This window comes from Streptomyces albicerus (assembly GCF_008905045.1).
GTDB lineage: Bacteria > Actinomycetota > Actinomycetes > Streptomycetales > Streptomycetaceae > Streptomyces > Streptomyces albicerus.
On the sequence record NZ_VWMY01000056.1, the window covers coordinates 1 to 25270 of the forward strand.

29 protein-coding genes and 4 tRNA genes are annotated in these 25270 nt (G+C 68.5%); 26 read left to right on the plus strand and 7 right to left on the minus strand.

Annotated features, from left to right (window positions below):
- The first annotated feature begins 668 nt into the window (after positions 1-668).
- Positions 669-1289: a nuclease-related domain-containing protein gene (locus tag GAS53_RS39240; RefSeq protein ID WP_225859383.1), complete on the plus strand. Its 621-nt coding sequence runs from the start codon at positions 669-671 to the stop codon at positions 1287-1289.
- A gap of 99 nt (positions 1290-1388) precedes the next feature.
- Positions 1389-2183: an NUDIX domain-containing protein gene (locus tag GAS53_RS39245; RefSeq protein ID WP_151482549.1), complete on the plus strand. Its 795-nt coding sequence runs from the start codon at positions 1389-1391 to the stop codon at positions 2181-2183.
- On the opposite strand, the gene GAS53_RS39250 is transcribed toward GAS53_RS39245, so the two are convergent.
- Positions 2167-3207: a tetratricopeptide repeat protein gene (locus GAS53_RS39250; protein WP_192583480.1), complete on the minus strand. Its 1041-nt coding sequence runs from the start codon at positions 3205-3207 to the stop codon at positions 2167-2169. The genes GAS53_RS39245 and GAS53_RS39250 overlap by 17 nt on opposite strands.
- A gap of 430 nt (positions 3208-3637) precedes the next feature.
- Here GAS53_RS39250 and GAS53_RS39255 point away from each other — a divergent pair, with 430 nt between their 5' ends.
- The 12 genes from GAS53_RS39255 to GAS53_RS39305 all read left to right on the plus strand — a co-directional run bounded on the left by GAS53_RS39255 (position 3638) and on the right by GAS53_RS39305 (position 10327).
- Positions 3638-3994, plus strand: a complete 357-nt coding sequence (locus GAS53_RS39255) for an SCO3933 family regulatory protein (RefSeq protein ID WP_151482550.1) — start codon at positions 3638-3640, stop codon at positions 3992-3994.
- Positions 3995-3996: 2 nt separating this feature from the next.
- On the plus strand, positions 3997-5346 hold the full coding sequence (locus GAS53_RS39260; RefSeq protein ID WP_151482551.1) for an FtsK/SpoIIIE domain-containing protein: 1350 nt from the start codon (positions 3997-3999) through the stop codon (positions 5344-5346).
- An 82-nt stretch (positions 5347-5428) separates the two neighbouring features.
- Positions 5429-5629: a hypothetical protein gene (locus GAS53_RS39265; protein WP_151482552.1), complete on the plus strand. Its 201-nt coding sequence runs from the start codon at positions 5429-5431 to the stop codon at positions 5627-5629.
- Positions 5630-5637: 8 nt separating this feature from the next.
- Entirely contained in the window at positions 5638-5820 is a 183-nt protein-coding gene (locus tag GAS53_RS39270) for a hypothetical protein (RefSeq protein WP_151482553.1), read from the plus strand.
- A 75-nt stretch (positions 5821-5895) separates the two neighbouring features.
- Positions 5896-6555, plus strand: coding sequence for a DUF2637 domain-containing protein (locus GAS53_RS39275; RefSeq protein WP_151482554.1), 660 nt, complete (start codon positions 5896-5898; stop codon positions 6553-6555).
- Positions 6556-6574: 19 nt separating this feature from the next.
- Positions 6575-6766 carry a mobile element transfer protein gene (locus GAS53_RS39280; protein WP_151482555.1) on the plus strand — a complete coding sequence of 64 codons (192 nt, stop codon included), beginning with the start codon at positions 6575-6577 and terminating at the stop codon, positions 6764-6766.
- A 14-nt stretch (positions 6767-6780) separates the two neighbouring features.
- Positions 6781-6936 carry a hypothetical protein gene (locus GAS53_RS55535; RefSeq protein ID WP_192583476.1) on the plus strand — a complete coding sequence of 52 codons (156 nt, stop codon included), beginning with the start codon at positions 6781-6783 and terminating at the stop codon, positions 6934-6936.
- Between the two features lie 25 nt (positions 6937-6961).
- Positions 6962-7282: a SpdD-like protein gene (locus tag GAS53_RS39285; protein WP_151482556.1), complete on the plus strand. Its 321-nt coding sequence runs from the start codon at positions 6962-6964 to the stop codon at positions 7280-7282.
- A gap of 87 nt (positions 7283-7369) precedes the next feature.
- Positions 7370-7567, plus strand: coding sequence for a hypothetical protein (locus GAS53_RS39290; RefSeq protein ID WP_151482557.1), 198 nt, complete (start codon positions 7370-7372; stop codon positions 7565-7567).
- Positions 7549-8943, plus strand: coding sequence for a replication initiator protein RepSA (gene repSA, locus GAS53_RS39295; protein WP_151482558.1), 1395 nt, complete (start codon positions 7549-7551; stop codon positions 8941-8943). Before GAS53_RS39290 ends, repSA begins: the two co-directional genes overlap by 19 nt.
- A 2-nt stretch (positions 8944-8945) precedes the next feature.
- On the plus strand, positions 8946-9164 hold the full coding sequence (locus GAS53_RS39300; protein WP_151482559.1) for a helix-turn-helix domain-containing protein: 219 nt from the start codon (positions 8946-8948) through the stop codon (positions 9162-9164).
- On the plus strand, positions 9161-10327 hold the full coding sequence (locus GAS53_RS39305) for a site-specific integrase (protein WP_151482560.1): 1167 nt from the start codon (positions 9161-9163) through the stop codon (positions 10325-10327). Before GAS53_RS39300 ends, GAS53_RS39305 begins: the two co-directional genes overlap by 4 nt.
- A gap of 69 nt (positions 10328-10396) precedes the next feature.
- Here the strand turns inward: GAS53_RS39305 and GAS53_RS39310 are convergent.
- The 3 genes from GAS53_RS39310 to GAS53_RS39320 all read right to left on the minus strand — a co-directional run bounded on the left by GAS53_RS39310 (position 10397) and on the right by GAS53_RS39320 (position 10655).
- Positions 10397-10468, minus strand: a tRNA-Val gene (locus tag GAS53_RS39310).
- Between the two features lies 1 nt (position 10469).
- Positions 10470-10543 (minus strand) — tRNA-Cys (locus GAS53_RS39315).
- Positions 10544-10582: 39 nt separating this feature from the next.
- Positions 10583-10655 (minus strand) — tRNA-Gly (locus GAS53_RS39320).
- 156 nt (positions 10656-10811) lie between these two features.
- On the opposite strand from GAS53_RS39320, the gene GAS53_RS39325 reads away from it, so the two are divergent.
- Genes GAS53_RS39325 through GAS53_RS39335 form a run of 3 tightly spaced genes read left to right on the plus strand, consistent with a single transcriptional unit; the run spans position 10812 to position 13578 of the window.
- Complete coding sequence (locus tag GAS53_RS39325; protein WP_151482561.1) at positions 10812-11876, plus strand: chorismate-binding protein; 1065 nt, start codon at positions 10812-10814, stop codon at positions 11874-11876.
- Entirely contained in the window at positions 11873-12694 is an 822-nt protein-coding gene (locus GAS53_RS39330) for an aminotransferase class IV (RefSeq protein WP_151482562.1), read from the plus strand. Before GAS53_RS39325 ends, GAS53_RS39330 begins: the two co-directional genes overlap by 4 nt.
- Before the next feature lie 59 nt (positions 12695-12753).
- The gene (locus tag GAS53_RS39335) at positions 12754-13578 is read left to right on the plus strand and encodes a GNAT family N-acetyltransferase (RefSeq protein ID WP_192583477.1); all 825 of its coding nucleotides are present in this window, start codon (positions 12754-12756) and stop codon (positions 13576-13578) included.
- 94 nt (positions 13579-13672) lie between these two features.
- Here GAS53_RS39335 and GAS53_RS39340 read toward each other — a convergent pair whose 3' ends face one another.
- The gene (locus tag GAS53_RS39340; protein WP_151482564.1) at positions 13673-14197 is read right to left on the minus strand and encodes a DsbA family protein; all 525 of its coding nucleotides are present in this window, start codon (positions 14195-14197) and stop codon (positions 13673-13675) included.
- A 223-nt stretch (positions 14198-14420) separates the two neighbouring features.
- Here GAS53_RS39340 and GAS53_RS39345 point away from each other — a divergent pair, with 223 nt between their 5' ends.
- Together GAS53_RS39345 and GAS53_RS55540 are read left to right on the plus strand one after the other, a co-directional pair.
- On the plus strand, positions 14421-14873 hold the full coding sequence (locus GAS53_RS39345; RefSeq protein WP_151482565.1) for a hypothetical protein: 453 nt from the start codon (positions 14421-14423) through the stop codon (positions 14871-14873).
- Between the two features lie 223 nt (positions 14874-15096).
- A complete protein-coding gene (locus tag GAS53_RS55540) occupies positions 15097-15249 on the plus strand; it encodes a hypothetical protein (RefSeq protein WP_010988207.1) in 153 nt (50 codons plus the stop codon).
- A 41-nt stretch (positions 15250-15290) separates the two neighbouring features.
- Here the strand turns inward: GAS53_RS55540 and GAS53_RS39350 are convergent, their stop codons facing one another.
- On the minus strand, positions 15291-15848 hold the full coding sequence (locus GAS53_RS39350; protein WP_151482566.1) for a CGNR zinc finger domain-containing protein: 558 nt from the start codon (positions 15846-15848) through the stop codon (positions 15291-15293).
- 652 nt (positions 15849-16500) lie between these two features.
- Complete coding sequence (locus GAS53_RS39355) at positions 16501-16914, minus strand: SsgA family sporulation/cell division regulator (protein ID WP_003959770.1); 414 nt, start codon at positions 16912-16914, stop codon at positions 16501-16503.
- A 191-nt stretch (positions 16915-17105) separates the two neighbouring features.
- Between GAS53_RS39355 and GAS53_RS39360 the strand changes: the two genes are divergently transcribed.
- The 7 genes from GAS53_RS39360 (at position 17106) to GAS53_RS39390 (ending at position 25217) form a co-directional block, all read left to right on the plus strand.
- Positions 17106-17540, plus strand: a complete 435-nt coding sequence (locus GAS53_RS39360) for a TIGR02611 family protein (RefSeq protein WP_151482615.1) — start codon at positions 17106-17108, stop codon at positions 17538-17540.
- Positions 17541-17619: 79 nt separating this feature from the next.
- A tRNA-Val gene (locus GAS53_RS39365) sits at positions 17620-17694 on the plus strand.
- Positions 17695-18605: 911 nt separating this feature from the next.
- Positions 18606-19895, plus strand: coding sequence for an ABC transporter substrate-binding protein (locus GAS53_RS39370; RefSeq protein WP_151482567.1), 1290 nt, complete (start codon positions 18606-18608; stop codon positions 19893-19895).
- Positions 19895-20866 (plus strand): carbohydrate ABC transporter permease, encoded by a 972-nt coding sequence (locus GAS53_RS39375; RefSeq protein WP_151482568.1) that lies wholly within the window; start codon positions 19895-19897, stop codon positions 20864-20866. Before GAS53_RS39370 ends, GAS53_RS39375 begins: the two co-directional genes overlap by 1 nt.
- The gene (locus tag GAS53_RS39380) at positions 20863-21741 is read left to right on the plus strand and encodes a carbohydrate ABC transporter permease (protein ID WP_151482569.1); all 879 of its coding nucleotides are present in this window, start codon (positions 20863-20865) and stop codon (positions 21739-21741) included. Before GAS53_RS39375 ends, GAS53_RS39380 begins: the two co-directional genes overlap by 4 nt.
- 7 nt (positions 21742-21748) lie before the next feature.
- Complete coding sequence (locus GAS53_RS39385) at positions 21749-22369, plus strand: hypothetical protein (protein ID WP_151482570.1); 621 nt, start codon at positions 21749-21751, stop codon at positions 22367-22369.
- A 103-nt stretch (positions 22370-22472) separates the two neighbouring features.
- Complete coding sequence (locus GAS53_RS39390; protein ID WP_151482571.1) at positions 22473-25217, plus strand: exo-rhamnogalacturonan lyase family protein; 2745 nt, start codon at positions 22473-22475, stop codon at positions 25215-25217.
- Positions 25218-25270 lie beyond the last annotated feature (53 nt).

The window sequence follows — 25270 nt, forward strand, 5'->3', positions numbered from 1 at the left end:
GCCGCCGCGCTTGGCGCGGCCCTCGGTTGATCCGACCTACTCATGTAGGCAACTGGGTGGAAAGGGGTGCGGCGTGACCCTTGGAACGAGGGCGTTGGGGTCGAGCTGCTGTTGCGCTTTTTCCCTCCCGAGGCCGGATCGTGGTGGCGGTGGCGTGCGGGCCGGTAGCGGCCGTTGATGCGCTTGGGCGGAGTCTGCGGCGGTCGGGTTGGCGATGATCGACGAGCGCCGTAGGCCGCCGGGCGAGCGAGCGCAGCGAGCCTTGATGATGTAGGGAAAGTTTGACCGCAAGGCGCTCTTGCTGGGCCTGCGGTCGGCTGCTGCCATGTGTGTGGGGACGGCACACATTTGGGGGCGGGCCAATGAGCGATCTCACGGTGAACCCGTGGAAGCGGCACGGCAGGGACCGGCTCTACGTGAACCTCCCGGACGGAACCGCCGTGGCATGGGCGGACCGGTCCACAAAGGTCATCACGATCAAGGTGCGGCGGTACGAGAGTGAGGCCGTGACGCTCTTGCGTAAGCACCTTGGCGACTCAGCGACTGTCCTCCGTCCTGGCCCGTCGCAGGCGGCCACGGCCCCTGAAACGGTGCCCGTGAAGCAGCCTCCTCGGCAGACCGAACCGCCCGGTCCGCTGCGACGTGATCAGCCCGTGAAGTTACCGGCCTTGACCGTCGCCGATGACTTGGCGGAGAACCGCCCGGGAGCAGCGGTGCTTGAGGCGATTGCCGCCCGGGGCCCGTCGTCCGTGCAGCGGCTTTGGACGAAGATGCTGCGGCGTCCTTCGGAGTGGGACAGCTGGTACGCCGGGCTTGAAGGTGAGCAGCGCGTGGGCCGAGAGCTGCACCGCCTCTCCGCCCAGGGCTGGCGGGTTCTGCACGGCGTACCCAAGGGCAACGGAGGGGATATCGATCACTTGCTGATCGGGCCGGGTGGCGTGTTCAGCATCAACACCAAGCATCACCAGGGCGCTTCAGTCTGGGTCGGCGACGACATGGCCAAGGTCAACGGTGGCCGACCTGTTCCGTACGCGACGGCCAGTAAGGCAGAAGCCGCCTACGCTCAGGGAGTACTGGAGCGGCACTGTGGGTTCACCGTCCCTGTGGAACCGGTCCTAGTCTTCGTCGGCATCGCCTCTCTGCACCGCGCTGCCACGCAGTACACCGTGCGGATCTACCAGGAGCGTGAGGTGTCGGCCCTTGGCCCCCTCTCGGGCAAGCTCACCCTGGACCAGGTCGAGCAGGTCTACGTCGTCGCACGGCACCGGCGCGCCTGGCTGCGAGCTTGAGTGATCAGCGGTGGTTGACTGATCATCCCTGCCGTCTGACAGGTCCGGCGGCTACGCTGGTGCGGGCCAGGTGATGACATCGGGGAGTGTGCTCAACGGATGGAAACGAAGTCGGCGCGGGTTGACCGCACGATTCGCGAATGGATCTCAACGGGGAAGTACCCGCCGGGGTCCAAGCTCCCTTCCGAGCGCAAGCTGATTGAAGACCTCGAAATCGGGCGCACTCAACTGCGGGTCGTCCTGGGGCGGCTCGCGCTCGAAGGTGTCGTGGAAGTACACGGGCGAAGCTCCTACCGCGTCCCTGGACATGCTGTCTCAGTGGAGACACCGACGGGCTTGGAGCCGTGGCAGATTCATGGCGAACGGATCCTCTATGACAACCGGTGGGTGAAGCTCGGACTTGTCGATGTTGAGCCACCCGGTGTGGAGCGGTTCGAGCATCACGTAGTACGGCTGCACCATGTCGCGATCGCTGCGGTCCTCGATGATCAGGACCGAGTCTTGATGCTTTGGCGCTACCGCTTCGTGCCCGACTCCTTCGGTTGGGAGCTGCCTGGTGGCATCGTCGACGAGGATGAAGATCCCGCCGCGGCTGCTGCCCGTGAGGTCGAGGAAGAGACTGGTTGGCGTCCCGATGATCTGAAGCACGTGGTCACCTATCAGCCCATGGTCGGCATGGTCGACTCGCCGCATGAGATCTACGTGGGCCGTGGTGCCAAGCACGTCGGGGACCCAACGGACCTCGAAGAGGCCGGACAGGTCGCGTGGGTGCCGCTCGCCGATATCCCTGGGCTCATGGCCCGCGGGGACCTGATGGGCTCTGGGACTCTCGTTGCGCTCCTGCACGTGCTCGCTTCCCGAGCTAGTGGCAAGTCCCCTACAACCGCTGTGTGAGCTGCTCGATCCGGCGCCGATGGCGAACTGATCCAGTGCGGTTCGCGAGAAGACGCGCCTGCCTCAGATGCTCGGTCGCCTGGTCGTACTCACCACGGGCCAGATGAGCTTGTGCAAGATCGCACCGAAGTCCGGCCGTTGCTCGGATGAACGTCGGGTCCACGGCATCAAGGGCGTCGTACAGGCTGTCTACCGCGGCCTCATCGCCGAGCAGCGCAAGGGCATTGCCCCGCCACCGGCTCAGGTGCCCGTCGTTCAGGAAGATGCTCAACATGTCCGGGTCGCGAGCCTCTGCACCGGACGGCAGGCATTGCATGGCGCTATCCAGTGCTCGGCGGCAGTCGTCGGGCAGGCCAGCCTTGGCGCAGATCTCGGCTTCGGCCGCGTACAGCCACGCCCGGAGCCGGGGAGACATCGCCTGCCCGCCGGCGCGTTGGGCATCCCTGATCAGCTCGACCGCTACCGCCGGTCGGCCCGCGTCGCAGAGTACGTATGCCTGCTCAGCCGTGGCGTGCGCGAGGTACATGGGAGCCTCGGCTTCCTTGGCCGCGTGCTTGCCCAACTCGTAATGCCGCCACGCTCGTTCGACGGCTCCGACATCGAGGGCCTGCCATGCGGCGAGCGTCGCTGCTCCGGCGAGTGCCTGAGCTACGGGTCGCCGCGTGTCGGGAAGCACCGCAAAGGTCAACGCATCTTCGAGCGTCGACAGATGCCCGGTCATCTGGTCGATGAGACTGGCTGCTCCCATCTGACGGTCGACGGTTCGCAGTAGCTCGGTCTGGTCCATGAACGTGTTCACCATGGTGAGACTGACGCTTCGGGCTGCGTCGATCCGGTTCACCAACTCGTCGTACCCGTCAGCTTCTGGGAGTGCTGGCGCGGTGTGCCTGCCGTACAGCTCGTCGTCGGTGATGCCGAGCAATGCCCGGAGGATCTTTGCGTACCGCTCTGTGATCGGGCGTCTGTCGTTCTCCCACTCCGAGACGTAGACGCGCAGGCTGGCCGTGGACGCGATCGTGAGCAGGTGTTGCCGCGCGTACCGCTCGATCTCTCGGATCAGCCGCTCTTGTGACCACTCGTGCGCGTTCCTCGCTGCCCGGAGTCCGTTCGTCACGTGCACCGCCCTGCATGTGAGTCCTGAGCCGTAACAGCAGCATGCCTCACATCGGTGCAGGTCGTCAGGGGTTAACTCAATCCGTGTTAACCCCTGTTGGCTACCGGGGAGTTGGCGCACGCGGTTGCCTAGAAGCGTCGCAGGAAGGCGAGTTAAGAAGCCGGATCGCGACAGGGCTTGACATCTGGTGCGCACCAGATGGAATCTATTGGTGCGCACCAGTTGGGAACGCGAGCGTCCGTGGCCGTCTGCCTGCGGACCAAGACCAACAACACACAGGAGCGGCGACCCACCGCCAAGTAGTCCGCCGCTCCCGCCCCTCGGAAAAGGGAGTTCCATAATGCGTCAGATTCCCGTCGACACCACTTCCGCTGCCGTGATGGTGGCGCAGCCTCCGCAGAAGAAGATTGCGAACCGGCAGACCGGTGAGGTCGCCACGGACCGCGAGACCGGCGCGACCCTGTGGACGGTCGATGTCATGTTCGTCATGGACGGCAACGCCGAGATTATGAGCGTGGCGGTCCCCGAGTCCGGTATCTCCGGCGAGCTGGTCATGGGCACCCCGGTCGCGCTGACCGGTCTGATCGCCCGGCCGTGGGAGAACGAGTTCAACGGCCAGAAGCGGCACGGCATCAGCTTCCGCGCGGTCGCCGTCACCTCGCTGGTGGAGACCGCATCGAAGTCCAGGGCAGCCTGATCATGGACTGGATACTGATCGCGCTGGCGGTCGTGGCCGGACTGGCGCTGCTGCTGAAGTGGCGCCGCCCCGCCTGGCACTGGCTGACCTTCGGTGTCGCCTTCGCCGCGCTGCGGATCCGCTTCCGCTACGCGGCCGTGATGGACGCCTGCCACCTCACCGTCCCGGCCTCCCGGCTGCGGCTGGCGCTGGCCCGCTGGTTCAACAAGCCCAGTCCGCAGCAGCGCGTGCCGCACCTGCTGTGGCTGAAGCCGACGCGGACCGGGGTCCGGCTGCGGATCAAGATGCGGTCCGGTCAGGATGCGTTCGAGTTCTCCGCCGCCGCCGACCGGCTGCGCCACTCCTTCGGCGTCCACCAGGTCACCTCCCGCGAGATCAAACCGGGCGTCGTCGAGATCACCCTGACCGGCTACGACGTGCTCAAGCACGTGCAGATGCCCGCCAAGACCGACCGTGACCTGTTGAAGATCCCGGTCGCGCTGGTGGAGGACGGATCGGTCCACTACCGGGACTACCGGGAGGTGCCGCACTCGGTGACGGTCGGCGCCACGCAGTCCGGCAAGTCCGTCTTCCAGCGCACCGTGATCAAGGAACTTGCCGCGCAGCCGGTCGCGCTGGTCGGCATCGACTGCAAGAAGATCGAACTCGGTCCGTTCGCCCGCCGCTTGTCCGCGCTGGCCGACAACCCCGATGACGCAGCTGCTCTGCTGGAAGCGCTGGTGGCGCGGATGGAGGGCATCTACGACGTGATCCGCCGTGAGCAGCGGATCAGCGCCGACACGTCGGATGGGGAGATTGCCGCGAACATCTGGGACCTGCCTGAGGCGCTGCGCCCGGTGCCGATCGTGGTCACTATCGACGAGATCGCCGAACTCGCCCTGAGCACCAAGAGGAACGATCCTCGCCGGGACCGGATCATCACCGCCCTGGTCCGCCTCGCCCAGCTTGGCCGCGCGGCCGGGATCTTCCTGGACATCTACGGGCAGCGTTTCGGCTCCGAACTCGGCGACGGCATCACCATGCTGCGCGCCCAGCTCACCGGCCGGACTGTTCACCGCGTCAACGACGAATCCACCGCCAAGATGGCCTTCGGCGACATTTCCCCGCACGCGGTGTTCGCCGCTACGCAGATCCCCAACACGCGCCGGGGGATGGCGGTGGTGGGCTACTCCACAGGTGAGTGGACCCGCATTCGCACCCCGCACACCTCGATGCGGCAGGCCGTGTCCGCGTGCAACCGGCACGCCCACCTGACCCCGGATCTGCCGGAGCTGGCCCGCTTCCGGCCCGCGCTGGATCTCGCGCCCGTCCAGGCGCCCGCGGCGGCCGAAGCCGTCACAGAAGCCGCCTGATTCTCACTCGCTTGACGGGTCGGCGTGACCCCTTCGCGCCAGGTCTCTACCCGATCCATGCCGAAAACAGAAGGAGTTGACCATGAAGTTCCACACCGACAAGGACACCGGTATCCCCGTGCCGTCCGACCCGGCCGAGGTGCCCAACCACCGTCAATCCTGCGGCGGCTGTGCCGGTGACGGCTACAAGGTCGTGGTTGGCCCGTCCACGAACTACGAGTGGGCTGCCAAGCCGTGCGACGGCGTACCCATTCCGAATGCCGCTCACTGCGACAGCGACTGAACGCCGCCATGGCCGCGAGGAAGACGACGGCCCGTCGCAAGGCCACCGTGCCGGAGCCGGTGAAGTGCGAGCCGTGCAACGGCACCGGAGAGGTCGCCCGCACCGTCCGCGTGGGCCGCAAGCAGCGCGTGGTCGGCCAGCAGAGCGGCATCTGCCTTGCCTGCTTCGGTACCGGCGAAGCCGCCGACTGAACCCCGCCCGGGGCCGGGCGGCCGGACCTGATCCCCGCCCCGCCCCGGGCCCAACTCTCCGAAGGAGGTGAAGACATGACCCGTACGCTCCGCCCGGACGCCGTGCTCGTACAGGCTGTGATTGCCGGGGCCCTGTCCTTCGCCCACCTGCACGACCTGGCCGCAGCCGCCGGACAAGACGGCTGGAAGGCATGGGCCTACCCCATCTCCGTTGACCTGCTGCTCGTGGCCGCGTGGCGACGGCTCCGCTCGGACGGCCCGTCCCGGCTGGCCTGGTGCTGGTTCCTGATCGCCCTTATCGCCTCGCTCGGCGCGAACGTCGCCACTGCCGGATTCCTCGACCTCGACCACCCTCCGGCCTGGCTGCGGTTCGGCGTCGCCGGATGGCCCGCGCTGGCCTTCCTCGGCGGCACGCTCCTGGCCCACTCGAACGCGGCCGGGGACCGGGTGCCGGTTCCGCCGGCGCCCGCAGCCCCGGCCCCCGAAGTCGACCGCATCGAACCAACCCCCACCTCCCAGCCACAGCCTGACCCGGTCGGTCCGGCCGAAGAACCCCCGGCCCTGCCCGCCGCCGATCCGGTTCCGCAAGTTCCGGCCGCGCTGGTCGCTCACGCCCGCAAGGTCGCCGACGACCACCACGCCCGCACCGGATCCCGGATCGACACCGACACCCTGCGCGCCCGCCTCGGCGTGCCCGCCCCGATGGCGGACGCCATCGCCGCCCAACTCACCTGACCCGAAAGGAGCACCACCCATGGGCCTCTACCAGATCTGGCGCGAGCTGCACCGCGTTGGAAAGGTCACCGTCGGCACCGCACACGGACGCCGCGGCGAGATCAAGTACGTCGCCGCCTGCGCCGCTGAGGACTGCGGCTGGTCCGTCGAGTACGACGACGTCAGCCCCGCCATGATCGCCGCCCAGGGCCACCGCTGCCCCGTCCGCTGAAGGGAGCCCGCCCGATGTCTGTGCCGCTGTGGTTCTTCATCGCCTGCGTCGGCCTGGTCGGCATCAAGCTCGTTCGCCCGCCGCTCTGGCTCGTGATCGTCCTGCTGATCGGCGGCTACCTGCTGGCCGACAGCTTCCTTGGCCCCGCCATCGACACCGCCACCAAGTAGCCACGTTCAGAAGGGAGTTCATCCCATGTTCCAGCCCCGTGTTCCGGTCAACCCCACCCCGACGAGGGAGATCGTGCCGGTGGTCACGCCGACCGCCATCGAGCAGCCGCACCACAACCACGCTCCGAGTCACTGCTACTGCCAGAACCCCGCCCCGGCCCGCACGAGCGTCCAGCTCACCCCCGGCTCGCTGATGGGCCTGGCGGTGGTTGGCGGAGGCGTCGTCCTGGTCGTCGGCGCCGTCCTCGTTTCGCTGCTGCTGGCCGTGGCCATCACCGGCGTCTCGGTCGCCATCTGCGCCCTGGTCATCCGCTCCCTGGTGACCACCGACGCCACACGACGCTGACCGGCCCCGGGCGGCCTCCACTGCCAGGTTTCCGCCGCCCAGGCGCCGTGCCCCTACCCGATCTCTCAACCGGAAGGAACCTCCATCATGACCGACCGCGCCCCCGCCCCGGCCCGTGTCTGCCCGGGCTGCAGCGGCTTCGCCTCCGCCGCCGTCACACTCGGCGGCCGGGACCGGAACGGGCACCTACGCACCATCACCGTCCACTGCCCGAGGTGCCAGGGCCTCGGCACCCTGCCCCTGCCCCCGCGCCCCAACGAGGCGGGATGGGAGGTGGCCGCGTGACCGACACCACGCCCCTCGCGGGCCTGGACCCGGCCACCCTCGCCGACGCGCTGCGGGTGGCCGGGTCCCCGGGCTTCGACCGCTGGCAAGACCAGATCCGCCGCACCGGCGGCTGCGCCAACCCGATCCACCTGACCGGCTGGACCCTGACCAAGGACAAGACGACCGGTGAGACGCTGCACCACTACAGCACCGAGCACGAGCCGGGCGGACGGCTGCGGATCGCCTGCGGCAACCGCCGCGCCTCCCGCTGTCCGGCCTGCGCCTGGACCTACGCCGGAGACACCTACCACCTCATCCGCGCGGGCCTGGCCGGAGACGACCGCTACGACATACCTGCCATCGTGCGCGAGAGCCCCCGCGTCTTCGCCACCTTCACCGCTCCCTCGTTCGGACCGGTCCACAACCGGCCGACTCGTGGGCGCTGCCGCTGCGGCCTTTGGCACGCCGAGGATGATCCCGCGCTCGGCACCGCACTCGACCCGGACACCTACGACTACGCGGGCGCGGTGCTCTTCAACAACCATGCCGGGGAGCTGTGGCACCGCTTCATCAAGCGGCTCCGCCGCGAGATCGCCGCCCGGGCCGGGCTGACGCAGCGCGAACTCGCCGACACCGCACGCCTGTCGTACGGCAAGGTCGCCGAGTTCCAGAAGCGCGGAGCCGTCCACTTCCACGCCGTGATCCGCCTCGACGGACCCGACGGGCCCGAAGACCCGCCGCCGTCCTGGGCCACCGTCGACCTCCTCGACGCAGCCATCCGAGCCGCCGCCGTCCACCCCTACGCCACGGTCACCGTGCCCGCCGCCGGTGACCAACCGGCCCGCACCTTCCAGTGGGGCACCCAACTCGACATCCGCACCGTGAAGGCGTTCGGCGACGGCTCCGACATCACCGAACAGGCCGTGGCCTCCTACGTCGCCAAGTACGCCACCAAAGCCGCCGAGAACACCGGCACCCTCGACCGCCCGATCGGCAACCGCGAAGCGCCCGTCCTGCTCGGCGTTCCCGACCACGCCCGCCGCCTCATCGACGCCTGTTTTGACCTCGAACCCCTCTACCCCGACCGGCGGCTACGCGCTTGGGCTCACATGCTCGGCTTCCGCGGGCACTTCTCCTCCAAGTCCCGCCGCTACTCCACCACCCTCGGCACACTCCGGCAGACCCGAGCCGACTACCGCGCCAGCCAAGAACGCGAAGCCCGCGGCCTCGACGACACCGAGCCGGACACCGTGCTCGTGCTCGCCTCCTGGCAGTACGCCGGGCACGGCCACACCCCCGGCGAATCCGCCCTCGCCGCCACCATCGCCCGCGACCTCCAGCTCAACCGCGAAACCGCCCGCGAAGCCCTGCACGACGGCACGGGGGAGTGGTGAGTATGGCGACCGCCGTTGAGCATGATCTCGCTGGCGAACCTGTCCTCTACCGGATCAAAGACGCCATGAAGGTGCTCAACCTCAGTCGAACCGTGATCTATGAGCAGATCCGCGCTGGGCGCCTTCGTGCCGTGAGGCAAGGGCGTGCGCGCCGTATCCCTGTCTCGGCGATCCATGAGTACGTCGCGCTCCTCGAACGCGAGGCGGGAGGCGACTGGTGACGAAACGGCGTAGCAGGGGAGACGGCGGGCTTCACTGGGACGACAAGCGCCAACGCTGGATTGCGACGGTCAGCCTGGGCTATGACGGGCGAGGAAAGCGGATCGTCAAGCGTGGCAGTGGCCGGACCAAGACTGAGGCCAAAGCCAAGCTGAAGGAGGTCATCCGAGACTATGAAGACGGCCTCGCCATCGCGCCCTCGGGCTACACGGTCAAGCACGCTGTTGATGACTGGCTGGCCTACGGTTTGGCGGGACTGGACGGGACGACGGTGGCCAAGTACACGACCCTCTGTCAGCGGCACATCATTCCGGCGCTCGGAGCGCGGAAGCTCCGCGCCTTGTCCGCCGACGAGGTGGACAAGTGGCTGGCTGACAAGGCCAAGACGCTCAGTACGAGCACGTTGCAAGTGATCCGCTCGTGCCTGAACCGAGCGGTCAAACGGGCCATGGTGAGGGACAAGGTGAAGCGCAATGTCGTTGAGCTGTGCTCCGTCCCGACCGGCCAGGAGGGGCGTCCGTCCAAAGCGCTCACCCTCGCACAGGCTGAGGCGGTGCTGGACGCTGCCGCTGACACGCCGCTGCACGCCTACATCGTGCTGTCTCTCCTCACCGGAGGTCGGACGGAGGAGCTGCGCCCGCTCACGTGGGATCACGTGGACCTCGAAGGGGCGCCGGACACGGATCCGCCGATCCCGCCGCACATCGCCGTCTGGCGTTCGGTCCGTGCCAGTGGGGACACCAAGACCCGGAAGTCGAGGCGCACGCTCGCGTTGCCTGCTCGCTGTGTGGAGGCGTTGACCGAGCAGCGCAAAGCGCAGGATCGGCAGCGTGAGAAGGCGGGGGAGGAGTGGAAGGAGAAGGGTCTCGTCTTCACTTCCGCAGTGGGCACAGAGCTCGATGCGGCCAACGTCCGGCGGACCTATCGACGTGTCCTTGCTGCGGTGGACGGTCTCGACCCGGCGCACTGGACGCCTCGGGAGCTCCGGCACAGTTTCGTGTCCCTGCTCTCCGACAACGGCGTACCGCTGGAGGAGATCTCTCGGCTCGTGGGGCACTCCAGTACGGCGGTCACGGAGAAGGTCTACCGGAAGCAGATCCGCCCGGTGATCCAGACAGGAGCGGTGACCATGGACCGCATCTTTGAGGGTGGCGAGGATCGGTAGTCACGCAGATTGTCACTCGCTACGCGCCAGAGGCCGTCTCCCGTATCGGGAAACGGCCTCTGGCCTGTGTGGACGATACTGGGATTGAACCAGTGACCTCTTCCGTGTCAGGGAAGCGCTCTCCCGCTGAGCTAATCGTCCTTGGAGGTGGAGACGGGATTTGAACCCGTGTAGACGGCTTTGCAGGCCGTTGCCTCGCCTCTCGGCCACTCCACCAGGAGTGCGGGGTTCGGGACGATCCCCCCACTGCCTGCGAGCGGACGACCAGGTTCGAACTGGCGACCTCAACCTTGGCAAGGTTGCGCTCTACCAACTGAGCTACGTCCGCTTGTCGTTTCCGGACCGCTCACGCGTCCCGGCGACGTGTTGAACTCTAGCGGATTCCGGGGCCAGTACAAAAACGCGTTTGTGCAGCGTGCTGCGCTACGCCCGCTCCAGGACACGGCCGGGGCACCCGCGGGCCACCCACCATAGACTCACAGCCGTGCACGACCTCCCAGCTCTCGCCCGTTTCGGCAACCTCGTCGCGACCGGCCTCCTCGACGTCACCGACGACCCGGCGGCCCTGGACTCCAGCGGCTTCTGGGCCGTCAGCGCCGACTTCGAGGGGCGTCTCGTCTGCGCCCGCTTCGCGGACGTACGACGGGAATCCGTTCCCGCGCCGGTGCCGGGGGAGTGGCGGGGGCCCGGACGCGGTGACTGGACGTCGTCGCTCGACCGCGCCGCGTACACGGCGGGGGTACGCCGCATCCGTGAGCACATCGCGGCCGGCGAGGTGTATCAGGCGAACCTCTGCCGGATCCTGTCGGCGCCCGTCGCACCGGACGCCGACGTGGACGCGCTGACGGCCCTGCTGGCGCGCGCCAATCCGGCGCCCTATGCCGGAACGATTCGCCTCCCCGGACACGGCGTCGAGATAGCCACGGCGTCGCCCGAACTCTTCCTCCGGGTCAGCGGCGCGGTGGTCGAGTCGGGTCCGATCAAGGGCACCGGGCGTACCGAGGCGGACCTTCTGGAGAAGGACCGCGCCGAGAACGTGATGATCGTGGACCTGGTGCGCAATGACCTGGGCAGGGTGTGCGTCACCGGCAGTGTGGCCGTGCCCGACCTGTGTGTCGTCGAGAAGCACCCGGGCCTCGTCCACCTCGTCTCCACCGTCAGCGGCGAGCTGCGGGAGGACGCGGGCTGGCCGGAGCTGCTCGCCGCGACCTTCCCGCCCGGCTCCGTCACCGGCGCCCCCAAGTCCAGCGCCCTACGGATCATCGAGGCACTGGAGACGGCGCCCCGGGGCCCGTACTGCGGCGGCATCGGCTGGGTCGACGCCGACCGTGGCACCGGAGAGCTGGCCGTCGGCATCCGCACCTTCTGGATCGACCGGTCGGCCAAGGACGCGGCCATGCTGCGCTTCGGATCCGGCGCGGGCATCACCTGGGGTTCGGACCCCGAGCGCGAGTGGGAGGAGACCGAACTGAAAGCCGCGCGACTGCTCGCTGTAGCGTCGGGGGTGTATCCAGGGGCGTACGACGCAAGTGGAGGGACCCCCACGTGAAGATCTGGCTCGACGGCGGGCTGCAGGACATCGAGTCGGCCCGTGTCTCCGTCTTCGACCACGGGCTGACCGTGGGCGACGGCATCTTCGAGACCGTGAAGGTGCTCGACGGCCGTACGTTCGCGCTCACCCGCCACCTCGACCGGCTGGCGCGCTCGGCACGCGGTCTGGGGCTGCCCGAGCCCGACCTCGACGAGGTGCGCCGGGCCTGCGCCGCCGTCCTGGACGCCAACCCGATGCCGCTCGGCCGCCTGCGGATCACGTACACCGGCGGCCACGGTCCGCTCGGCTCCGATCGTGGTGAGCACGGGCCGACCCTTTTCGTCGCCCTTGGCGAGACCGCCCGCCGCCCCGACTCCACCGCCGTGATCACCGTGCCGTGGACCCGCAACGAGCGGGGCGCGCTCACCGGCCTCAAGACGACCTCGTACGCCGAGAACGTCGTCGCCCTCGCCCGCGCGCGCGAACAGGGCGCGTCCGAGGCGCTGTTCGCGAACACGGTCGGGCAGCTCTGTGAGGGCACGGGCTCCAACGTCTTCGTCGTTCTCGACGGCGAGATCCACACCCCGCCGGTCGCGTCCGGCTGCCTCGCGGGCATCACGCGCGCCCTCACCGTCGAGTGGACGGGCGCCAAGGAGACCGACCTCCCGCTGGACGTCCTGGAGCGGGCCGAGGAGGTCTTCCTGACCTCGACGCTGCGCGATGTGCAGGCCGTACACCGGGTCGACTCCCGTGAACTGCCGGGCGCACCGGGCCCGGTGACCGCCAAGGCCATGCGGATCTTCGACGAACGGGCGGGCGACGACCTCGATCCGTGACGGGGCCTGCGCCCGTTAACCGGATGACGTGAGCCCGTAGGACGGGTACAACACCCCTGATGACCACCACCCTGCGGCCGACCGAGCCGCTGCAGCGCGACGCCGACGGGGCGCTGTCGCGCCACTACAGAGTGTGCGTGAACAGCCGTCCCGTGGGTGCGATACACCTTGCGACCCACCACATCTTCGGGCCGTCCGTCGCCCAGATCCGTGATCTGGGGATCGACGAGCCGGACCGGGGACGCGGACGGGCCACCGTGGCCGCGCTCGCCGCGGAGGAGGTGGCGCGCGGCTGGGGCTGTACGCGGATCGAGGCGTCGGTGCCCGCCGAGGCGGAGGCCGCCCTGCGGCTGGCCACGGCCCTCGGTTACGTGCTGCGCAACCGCAACATGGAGAAGCGGTTCGACGGCACCGCGCCCGAACTGCCCGTCGGCAGTCGGGGGCGCCCCATGACGGAGGCCGAGTTCGAGTCCTGGATGGAGCGGGCCAAGGAGGACTACGTCCAGGACTGGATCACCCGGGGCGTGCCCGAGGCCGAGGCCCGCGCCAAGTCCGAGCGGGACCACGCCACTTCACTGCCGGACGGGCTCGACAGCGAGGGCATGCAGTTCAGCGTCCTGGAACACGAGGGGACCCCGGTCGGCATGCTGTGGCTGGGGGCGCGCGACGGCTGGGGCTTCGTCTACGACGTCGAGGCCGACGAGCGGTACCGGGGCCGAGGACACGGCCGTTCGCTGATGCTCCTGGCGGAGGCGCAGGCGATCGCCGCCGGACGCACCGGCATCCGCCTGAACGTCTTCGCCGGGAACACCCCGGCCGAGCGGCTCTACGAGTCACTCGGCTACGAGACGATCACCTATCACCTCTACAAGAACCTGCTGTAGGGGACGGTCGAGACCCTGCTGCGGGGACTGCATGTTCTTGTGGAGGGCGGGCCTCGAAGACGCCGATGGGGGCAGGTGCCGGTGCCTTCGGAGCTCAGGCCTTCTGTTCGGCCAGCAGGCGGTCCGCGATCTCCTCGATGCGCTCGCGCAGCCCCTCCTGGCTCTTGCCGCCGTCGAGGCGCTCGCCGTCGATGACGTACGTCGGAGTGCCGGTCACGCCGATCGCCTTGCCCTCGGCCTGGTCGGCGTCGACGATCAGGATGTGCCGGCCGTCGATGAGCGCCGTGTCGAACTCCTCGGCATCCAGGCCGAGTTCGCGGGCCACCTCGACCAGGAAGGGTTCTCCCTCACGGTCCAGCTCCTGCACGCGACCCAGTACCGCCTCGACGTACGGCCAGGCCTGCCCCTGTTCCGCGGCCTCTTCGGCGGCCTGCGCGGCCGCGAACGCGTGCTTGTGCTTCTCCAGCGGGAAGTGCCGCAGCCGCAGCTCCAGTCGGTCGCCGTAGCGGGCGCCCAGCGCGTGCAGGTCGGCGAGGGCGCTACGGCAGTCCGGGCACTGCAGTTCGCACCAGACGTCCAGGACGGGGACGGCGGGGCGTGCGGAGGGGGAGTCGCTCATGATGCCCAGTCTCCCAGCCGTGGTGCTCGCGGCCCAACCGGGACCTTCCGCCTCCGGACGAGCCCTGAGCTACCTCTGATCGGGTACCGGGAACGGGCCCTGAGGAGGACCCGACCCGGAGATGTCCCTGAGGTCTGCCCGGACCATGGCATACCGGGCACCGGGCGGTGCAGGATGGAAGGGACGAAGTGCCCTGCGCGACCGACCCTGCCTGGAGGACCGGATGATTGCCGAGACCGTCTGTTCCGCCGTCGCCGCGGCCGGCCTGGGCATCGCCGCGGTCACCGCGTACCGCAAGCGTTTCCTCAGGGCCGCCCGCCTCGCGGCGTACTCGCTGGTCCCCCTCGGCCTGGTGATGACCGGTGCTGTCGAATGGGTGGCCGAGACCGCCTTCAGCCCGGTGGCCTGGGCGGGCTTCGGCGTGCTCGGCGCGGCCTGGATGCTGTTCATGACCACGCGCGCCGTGGAGCGGCGCACCGGCGGGACCCGCAAGGAGCGCAAGGCAGCCAGGTCCGCGCAGCGCGAGGCGGTGGCCCCTGCGGCCTCGGCGCCCTCGCTCGGTCCGGCGGCGACGGCAGGCCAGGCGGCCGCCCGCCCCGCGGCCAAGCCCCGCAAGGCCGAGTCGGCGGACGACTTCAGTGACATCGAGGCCATCCTCAAGAAGCACGGCATATGAAACAGCGCGGCATATGACGCTCTGAAACGACACAGTGAGCGGGTCGGTGCCGTGACGGGCCTGTGCCGGGCGGGCCTGTCCCAGACAGCCTGTTCCAGATCGTCTATCCCAGACCGCCTATCCCAGATCGTGGACGGCCGTGTCACGGATTTCGGCGAACTCCCGCATATTCCGGGCGTGTTGATCGCGTCGGGAGTGTCGGCTGCGCCATCATCGCCGCGAGATGCTGGACACAACACAGAGCGACACCGCGGCTCCTCCCGAGGAGCGGCGGGGTTGTCTCTTCGCGCTTTCCCAGCCACCGCTGATGATCTTCCTTGCGGTGATCGGCTGTCTGCTGCTCATGGCTTCGCTGCACGATCTGCTGCTGCTCTGAGCCGTATGCGGAGTCCCTGGCGCCACCCGCCGAGGGCTCCGTCAGCCCGCCGCCTCCTTGCGGCGCGCCCGGTAGGCGGCCACATGCAGACGGTTTCCGCAGGTGCGGCTGTCGCAGTAGCGGCGGGAGCGGTTGCGGGAGAGGTCGACGAAGGCGCGCCGGCAGTCCGGTGCCTCGCAGCGGCGCAGCCGCTCCTGTTCTCCGGCCACCACGAAGAACGCCAGGGCCATGCCGCAGTCGGCGGCGAGATGGTCGGCGACGGACGCGCCGGGCGCGAAGTAGTGCACGTGCCAGTCGTAGCCGTCGTGATCGGTGAGGCGCGGTGTCGTGCCCGCGGCGGCGACCAGCTCGTTGATGAGCACGGCGGCGGAGTGGGCGTCGGGGGCCGCGAAGATCCCGGCGAACCGCCCGCGGATCTTGCGCACCGCCGAGAGATCGAGCTCGGACAGGGTTCCGACATCGCTGATCTCGTGCTTTCCTACGAAATCGTGCAGGGCCGCGACGTTCGCGAGCCCGTCCGGCGTGTCGTCCTCCGGTGCGGTGTTCACCAGATCGACCACGGCGTCGAGGGCGCACCGGGTGTCGTGGGTGATCAGCACATTTCGCTCCCTGGCCTGGGGGTCGGGCTGCCGCCCGCCGATGCTGGCCGACTTTAGCGGCTTCCTGACACGGGGGACCGGCGCCGTCCGCGCGGACGGGCCTGAACGCGGGCTTGCGGCGGCCCGCAGGCCGCCCCGGGCCGCTTCGGCGGAGCGCACACCGACCGAGCCTGCACGCGCCGAGCCCCGGGGGCGTACGGCGTGGGTTGGACACCCATGAGTCAAGTATCGGCGAACCCCGCACCGACAGATCCATGCGCTGTCAGATCCATGCGCTGTGCCATCGGGCTGTGCCATCGGGTCGTGGCATCGGGGATCGGTATGCCCGCCGATCTGTCCGTACGCCGAGCCGCCGGAAGGGCTCCGCACGGGTCCGTACGCCTCGCTGTCCCCGTTGTGGCTGTAGGCCCAGCCCCTCGGAGGTGCCCGTACGTGACACACGCCTACGCTCAGTCATCAAGGGACGCCTGCGTAACAGGCACCCATCCCGCACAGGCACCCATCCCGCTGAACCGCCGGAGGCGCACACGTGGGCGCCGCCTCCGCGGGTGTCCGCGGTGACGGCGCCTGTGCGTCTGCCATATGCGGTTGTCTGAGCCCGAGCCGTCTCCCCGAGTGGACGGCGCCGGGCGGCTTGGTGCGGAGTCTCGGCCTAGCTTTCGGCCAGGATGTGCGAGAGCTCCGTGTCGAGATCGAAGTGGCGGTGCTCCGTGCCCGGGGGCACGGCGGCGTCGGTTCGCTTCAGGAACGACTCCAGGGCCCGCGCCGGGGCCTCGAGCAGAGCCTCTCCCTCCGGGGAGCTCAGGGCGATGCACACGACGCCCTGGCCATGGCTGCGGGACGGCCAGACGCGGACGTCGCCGGTACCGGTGGGCCGGTGCAGGCCCTCGGCCAGAAGGTCGCGGGCGAACACCCACTCGACGGTCTCTTCGGCTCCGGTGTGGAAGGTGGCGTGCACGGCGTAGGGATCGGCCGTGTCATACCGCAGTCCTGCGGGAACAGGCAGTGAGGACTCGCTCGACACAACGAGGCGCAGGTGCAGCTCGCAGCTGACCGTGGTGTTCATAAGCGCCAGGGCCTTTCGCTCAGTGTGCGCTCGGGGATTCGCACGTCGGCGAAATCGACATGCCACCTACGGTGCCGTTGTAAACCCCTCTGAGTGTTTTGCGTGTCTTTAGGTAGCTCATCCGGCCGAGTCCCCGTTCGCGGAGTACGGCCATTCCGGTGACCGGTTTCCGTCCGGTAGGGTTTGGCCGTATGAATACGGGGAGTGACGAAACGGGGGAGGCCGTCGTGGCGGCCGATGGAACGAAGAGCGAGCCGGCACTCGGATCCCGTGCGCCGGAATTCATCAAAGCGCGCCGCATGCTGCACCTGAGCTGGCAGGTGGGCGTGTTCATCGTGGGCCTCGCGGTCGTCGTGGCCGGCGTGATCATGCTGCCGTTGCCCGGGCCGGGATGGCTGGTGATCTTCGGCGGCATGGCGATCTGGGCGACCGAGTTCGTCTGGGCCCAGCTGGTGCTCCGCTGGACGAAACGCAAGGTCACCGAGGCGACACAGAAGGCGCTCGATCCCAAGGTGCGGCGGCGCAACATCATCCTGACGACCATCGGTCTGGTGATCATCGCCGTACTGGTCGGGATCTACGTCTGGAAGTTCGGCTTCGAGATGCCGTGGAAGATCAAGGAATGATCGACGAACGGCAGCGCTCGCACGCTCGTAGGGCGGTCGGAGGCACCCCCTGACATGGGGTAATCTTCTTCCTGCGCCCGGGCGATTAGCTCAGCGGGAGAGCGCTTCGTTCACACCGAAGAGGTCACTGGTTCGATCCCAGTATCGCCCACCATGCGAATAGGCGACCAAGTCCACTGAACAGTGGACCGGGTCGCCTTCGCTGTTTCCGCGCGGGCTTGGCCGGGTGTCGCGAGAGCTTGGGCCGCGCGTTGCGAGGGCTTCGCGACCGCACCCCGTTCAGGCCGACCGGAGCGGGCGTCGGCCGTCGTTTTCCCCGGGCCCTCCCTCCCGACGTCGAGCCCCACACCCCCTGTGCACTCGGAATCACCCCAGCCCCTTGACCACCCTCGTCGAGGCGACCTTCCGGTCATGGAGGCACACCGGCCGCCCCGCACACCGGCCGATCCGCACACCGGCCGACCCGCCACGTTGGCCGACCGGCACGCCGGCTGGCCCGCATGTCGGCCGCCCCCTCACGGCGGCTGGCCCGCTACGTCGGCGCCCCGCACGCCGGCCGGCCCGTACGTCGACCGCCCCTCCGTTCGCGCGACTCTCACTCCGGCGACAGGCACTCCAGAGACGTCCCGACCTGCGCTGTTCCCACAACCCGCACCACAGCACCCCTTCAGGGGCGCGGGGAACTGCGCGCCCAGCCACACCGCACCGGCACCCGACAAACAAGACCCCCCGCCAGTCGTCCGCCCTCAACCTGCCCCACCCCACTAGACACTCCCTGTCGCTCCGTCAACTCCCCGCCCCGCCCCCAATGTTCACCACACCTCGCTCCCAACTCCCGCACCCCAAACCCCGTTCGATCACCCGACTCACCCCACCCCACCTGCAAAGTCCCCCAACACCCCACCACCCCACCCCTGTTCAGGCCGTCGCGCCAGCGACCCCGTTTCGAAGCAATTCCTGTCCGAATCATTGACGCCCGCGAACCGCCTCCGTACCTTGTGGCAGCAAGCGCTTACTTGAAACGATTCATGGCAGCGGACAGTGACGTCGCGGGGAGGCCCGACTGTGGGAGACAACGGGAGTGTTGAGAGGCGGACGGTCCTCAAGGCGGCGGGAGCGTCGCTGGCCACGCTGGGGCTGGCCACGACGACGGCCTGCGGGGGAGACAGCGGTGGGTCTGGGGGCGGGACCGTCGAGATCCGCTTTGCCTGGTGGGGCGCGGAGGAGCGCGCGAAGCGCATCAACCAGAGCATCGCGCTCTTCGAGAAGAAGTACCCGAAGATCAAGGTGAAGACGGACTTCCAGGATTACGTGGCCTTTTGGGAGAAGTTCCAGACCCAGGCCGCCGGTGGAAATCCGCCGGACGTATTCCAGAACGCGGTCGCCTTTCTGCGGAAGTACGACAAGAGAAGCGTTCTTCTCGACCTCAAGTCTCAGGTGGACGCGGGCAATCTGAGCCTCGAGAACTTCCGTGCCGGGGTCGAGAAGGTCGGCGAGGTGGACGGAAAACTGCTCGGCATACCCGTCGGCTCCAACACCATGTCGCTGGTCATTGACGAGAAGGTCTTCGAAAAGGCGGGAATCAAGCCCAAGGCGGGCTGGACCTGGGACGAGTACTTCGACGCTCTCGAAAAGATCCGCAACACCCAGAAGGTGGCGGGCGACACCGGCTACTTCGGGATCATGTACCTCTACGACCTCTACCTGCGGCAGAACGGCAAGGCGTTCTTCACGGAGGACGGTCTCGGCTTCGACGAGGCAGATCTGACGGAGTGGTGGCAGGACGGGTACAACCGCGTCAAGGCCGGCATCATCACCGACCCGAAGAAGGTCGAGCAGAACAAGCCCAAGTCGTCCCTGGCCGCCGGTGACGCGGGGTCCGAGTTCACCTGGGACAACTTCACGGTGCGCTACGCCACGGAGGGCGACAGCACCTACGGGCTCGCGCCGATCCCCACGACCGACGGCAAGGAGACCGGCCAGTACCTCTCCTCGCTCATGCTGAGCGGCTCAGCGCGGACCAAGCACCCCAAGGAAGTCGCCCAGTTCATCGACTTCATGGTGCACGACCCCGAGGTCGGCAAGATCATGGGCTACGACCGCGGCATCCTCGCCACCACCGAGCAGTTCGACGCGTACAAGCCGGCCGACGCCCCCAACCAGGCGATCGCGAAGTACGAGGAGGACGTCGCCGCGGCCGGGGTGCTCGGGACGATCACCCCGCATCCGGCGGGCACCGACACCGTGGAAGCCGCCTTCCTGCGTATCGCCGGTGACATGTCCCAGGGCAAGACCAAGGTCTCCGACGCGGTGAAGCAGTTCTTCTCCGAGGCCGAGACCGCGCTCGCCGCCTGATGGGAACAGCAGTGACGACGCTCATCAAGGACTCTCCGCCGGATGCCCCGGAGAAGCGTCCCGGACCCCCCGCCGCTGTCAAGCGGCGGGGCCGCCGGGAGAATCTGGCCGGCTATCTGTTCATGTCCCCGTGGATCGCGGGCTTTCTGCTGTTGACCGCGGGGCCCATGGCCGCCTCGCTCTATTTCGCGTTCACGGACTACAACCTCTTCGACTCACCGAAGTGGATCGGCTTCGACAACTTCACCAAGATGCTCGACGATCCCCGATGGCAGAAGTCGGTGGAGGTGACGGCGAAGTACGTCGTCATCGGTACGCCGCTGAAGCTGCTGCTCGCGCTCGGGGTCGCCCTGCTGCTCGCGCAGAGCCGGCGCGGACAGGCCTTCTACCGGGCCGCGTTCTACGCCCCGTCGCTCATCGGCGCGAGTGTGTCCGTCGGCTTCGTGTGGCGTGCGCTGTTCTCCGACGACGCCGTGGTGGACCGTACGCAGTCGTTCTTCGGCTGGGACGTCGGCGGCTGGGTCGGTAACCCGGACTGGGTGCTCTACAGCCTGGTGGCGCTCACCGTCTGGCAGTTCGGCGCGCCCATGGTGATCTTCCTCGCCGGGCTCAAGCAGGTGCCGAAGGAGCTGTACGAGGCGGCCGAGGTGGACGGTGCCGGACCGTTCAAGCGGTTCTGGAGCATCACCCTGCCGATGATCTCGCCGGTGCTGTTCTTCAACGTGCTGCTGGAGACCATCCACTCCTTCCAGATCTTCGGCTCGGCGTACGTCGTCTCCAACGCCACCTGCGGACCGGCCGACTCCACGCTCGTCTACACCTGCTACCTGTACCAGAAGGGCTTCAAGGAGGCCCAGATGGGCTTCGCCTCCGCGATGGCCTGGATGCTGCTGCTCGCCGTGGCACTGGTGACGGCGGTCCTCTTCTGGTCCCAGAAGCGGTGGGTGCACTACGAGGAGGCCGCCCGATGACCACCACCACGACCACCCCCGGCAAGTCCCTGGAACTCGCGGGGAAGCGCAGCGGATCGCTCGCCTGGCACCTCGGCGCCCTGCTGGTCCTCGCGGTCGTCCTCTATCCCGTCATCTGGGTCATCGGAGCCTCGTTCAAGCCCAGCCGGGAGATCATCGGCAGTCTGGAGCTGTTCCCGACCAGCCCGATTCTCCAGAACTTCAAGGGGCTCGCCGACGGCATCGCGGACATCTCGATCGCCACGTTCTTCCAGAACTCGCTCTTCTACGCGCTCGGCTCCGTCGTCGGCATCCTGATCTCCTGCTCGCTGACGGCGTACGCCTTCGCCCGCATCCGGTTCGCGGGGCGCAACCTGATGTTCTCGCTGATGATCGGCACGCTGCTGCTGCCGTATCACGTGCTGCTCATCCCGCAGTACGTGATGTTCCAGAAGATGGAGCTGATCAACACCTATGTACCGCTGCTGATCGGCAAGTATCTGGCGACCGAGGCGTTCTTCGTCTTCCTCATGGTGCAGTTCATGCGGAACCTGCCCAAGGAACTGGACGAGGCGGCGCGGCTCGACGGCTGCGGGCATCTGCGGATCTACTGGTCCATCGTGCTGCCGCTGTGCCGACCGGCGCTCATCACCAGCGCGATCTTCACCTTCATCAACGCCTGGAACGACTTCATGGGCCCGCTGATCTACCTCAACGAGCCCGGCAAGTACACCGTCTCGCTCGGCATGATGATGTTCCGCGACCAGGAGGGCGTCGCCAACTACGGCGGCATGATCGCCATGTCGCTGGTGGCGCTGCTGCCCGTGCTGGCCTTCTTCCTCGCCTTCCAGCGGTACCTGATCGACGGTATGGCGACCTCCGGGCTGAAGGGCTGAGGCACACATGAAGGCTCGTACGGCAGCCGCTTCCGGGCACACGTCCGCTCGGAAGCCTCCGAGGCGCGAGTCCGTCTTCGCCGAGCGGTTCGGACTCTTCGCCGAATGTCTGCTCACCGGCGTGTGGATCGCGGTGGCCTCCCTTCCCCTTGTCACCTATCCCGCCGCGTTCGCCGCCGGGTCGCGGCACCTCCGGCGGCGTACGGCCCATATGGGAGGCGGATGGCGGGAGTTCGTCGCCGACTTCCGCGCGGCGGTGCGCGGCGGGTGGATCGCGGGGCTCGCCGGGTGGGCCGCGGCCCTCGCGGTGTGGGTGGACGTCCAGGCCGTGCGCGCCGGCATTCCCGGCGGTCCGCTCGTCGGGGCCGTCGGTCTGTTCGCACTGATCGGGCTGGCCGTCGCCGGGCTGCGTGCGGCGGCGGTCTGGGAGCCCGGCTCGTCCTGGCGGGCGCTGCTCGCGGCCGCCGGGCGCCGTACGGTCCTCGACCCCGCCGGGTCGTTCCTGCTCGTCGGCGGACTGGTCATGGTGGCCTGCTCCGCCTGGTTCATCCCGCCGATGGCGGTGCCCGTCCTGGGGGCCGTCGCGGCGGCGGCCCTCGCCGTGGAGGAGCGCGGCCGGCACCGCTGACAAAGCACCCACCCGAACGAACCCCGAACGAACAAGGTCGGCGCCCCGGCGTCGTACCTCTCTCTGTCATGCCCCTGACTTCCCCGCACGGAAAGGAAAGGCCATGTCTCCCATCCCCCGCAGGTCCCTCCTCAAGGCGGCCGCCGTCGCCGGAGCCGCCGCCCAGTTCAGCTGGGCACTCGGCTCGAACGCGCAGGCCGCGCCGAGAGCCGAGGCCGCCGACGCGGATCCGGTGACCCTGGACTGGCTGGAGGACGGCGGCCTCGGCGCCGCCCCCGGCTCGACCGTGGGCGTGCCCTGGCCGAAGGGCGCGTACGAGAAGGACCAGACGTTCGCGCTGGCGGACGCCGACGGCAAGGAGGTGCCGGTCCAGTCGTGGCCGATCGGCTACTGGCCGGACGGCTCGCTGAAGTGGACCGCGCACGCGGTCGGCCCGGGTGCGGGAAGCGGAAAGCTCACGCTCGCCGCGGGTTCGCCGGCCGCGCCCGCGAAGAAGGTGACCGTCGACAAGAGCGGCGGTTCCATCGATGTGTCGACCGGTGTCATCACCGCGAAGATCGGCAAGAGCGGTTCGACCCTCGTGAAGTCGGTGCTGCGCGGCTCGACCGAGATCGCCAAGAACGGCCGTCTCGTGCTGCTGCGCCAGCCGGAGATCGAGGACGGCGACCAGGGCGCGGAGAAATACGAGCGTTTCGAGAGCGCCATCTCCAAGGTCGAGGTCGAGCAGGACGGCCCGGTCCGTGCCGTCGTCCGCATCGACGGCAAGCACCGCAAGGGCAGCCGGAGTTGGCTGCCCTTCTCGGTCCGGCTCTACTTCTACGCGGGCGCCGAGTCGTTCCGCATGGTGCACACCATCACCTTCGACGGCACCCAGGAGCCCGGGAAGGCCAGCGGCGACTTCATCCGCGGTATCGGCATCCGGTTCAAGGTGCCGATGCGCGACGCCGCGTACGACCGGCACATCCGCATCGGCGGCGAGGGCACCGGTCTGCTGCGTGAGGCGGTGAAGGGCATCACCGGTCTGCGCCGCGACCCGGGGGCGGCCGTGCGGACGGCCCAGTTCGAGGGCAAGAAGCTGCCCGATCCCTCGACGTGGGACCAGCGGGTGACCACCCGCCTTCAGTACATCCCCGAGTGGGGCGACTACACCCTCTCGCAGCTCTCCGCGGACGGCTTCACGGTCCGCAAGCGCACCAAGAAGGGGCACGGCTGGATCGGCGCGGGCGGTGGCCGGCGGGCGAGCGGCTTCGGGTACGTCGGTGGCGCGAGCGGTGGATTCGGCTTCGGGCTGCGGGACTTCTGGGAGAAGTTCCCCGCCCAGCTCGACATCCGCGACGCGCAGACCGACGAGGCCGAGGTCACCATGTGGCTCTGGTCGCCCGAGGCGCAGCCCATGGACCTGCGCTTCTACCACGACGGCATGGGCCAGGACACGTACCCCGAGCAGCTCGAAGGCCTCAACATCACGTACGAGGACTACGAGCCCGGCTTCGGCACGCCGTACGGCATCGCCCGCACCAGCGAACTCCTCTTCTGGGCCCACGAGTCGACGCCGAGCGCCGAGGCGATGGCCCAGCAGGTCGAGGCCGTACGCACCCCGCCGCAGCTCGTCGCCCCGCCGGGGCACCTCATCAAGGCCGGCGTCTTCGGCAAGCTGTTCTCCGAGCCCGACCGTTCCACCGCCGCCAAGGCGAAGATCGAGGACCACCTCGACTTCCTCTTCACCTATTACAAGGATCAGGTGGAGATGCGTCGTTGGTACGGCTTCTGGGACTACGGCGACATCATGCACTCGTACGACCCGAGCCGGCACCAGTGGTGCTACGACGTCGGCGGCTACGCCTGGGACAACTCCGAACTCTCGCCCGACCTGTGGCTCTGGTTCGCGTACATGCGCTCCGGCCGTGCCGACATCTTCCGCTTCGCCGAGGCCATGACCCGGCACACCGGCGAGGTCGACGTCTACCACCTCGGCAAGTGGGCCGGCCTCGGCACCCGCCACGGCGTCCAGCACTACGCGGACAGCGCCAAGCAGCAGCGCATCGCCAACACCACGTACCGCCGCTACTACTACTTCCTCACCGCGGACGAGCGTGTCGGCGACCTCATGCACGCCAACGTCGACTCCGACGAGACGTTCCTGGTCCTCGACCCGATCCGCAAGATCCGCACCGAGCCGTACGAGCCGGACAGGAACGCCCTCTCGATCGGCTTCGGCACCGACTGGAGCGGCCTGGTCTCCGCCTGGCTCACCGAGTGGGAGCGGCGCGGCCCCAAGTGGGAGAAGGCCAAGGCGAGGGTCCTGTCCACAATGGAGACCATCGCCGCCCAGCCCAACGGGTTCGTCCAGGGCAACGCGCTGTACGACCTGGACACCGGCAAGTTCGCCATCGCCGCGGAGCCCAAGGTCGGCGTCTCGCATCTGTCGGCGATGTTCGGCCTGGTCGAACTGAACGCCGAACTGCTCGACCAGATCGACATGCCGAAGTTCAAGGAGGCGTGGCTCGACTACTGCCGCTACTTCAACGCCACCAAGGCCGAGCAGAAGGCCCGGTACGGTTCCGACTTCGGCTCCCTGCTGCTCTTCCAGGGTCACTCACGCCAAGACGCGTACGCCGCCGTCGAGTTGGGCGACGACAAGCTGGCCGCGCGCGCGTGGCAGCAGTTCTACAACAGCCGGGACACCTGGGACTACAAGGAGTCGACGGACTGGTCCACGAAGAAGGTCGAGGGTCCGACCGGCCTGGTCTCCGGCAGCGAGGCGTCGTGGGTGTCCACGAACACGACGGCGCTGTATGGGCTGGCGGCGATCCAGAACCTCGCCCTGGTAGGAGACAAGATGCCGTGACGCTCCGCTGGGGGCGCGGGGATTCTGCGGGTTCGTTGTGGCTGGTCGCGCCC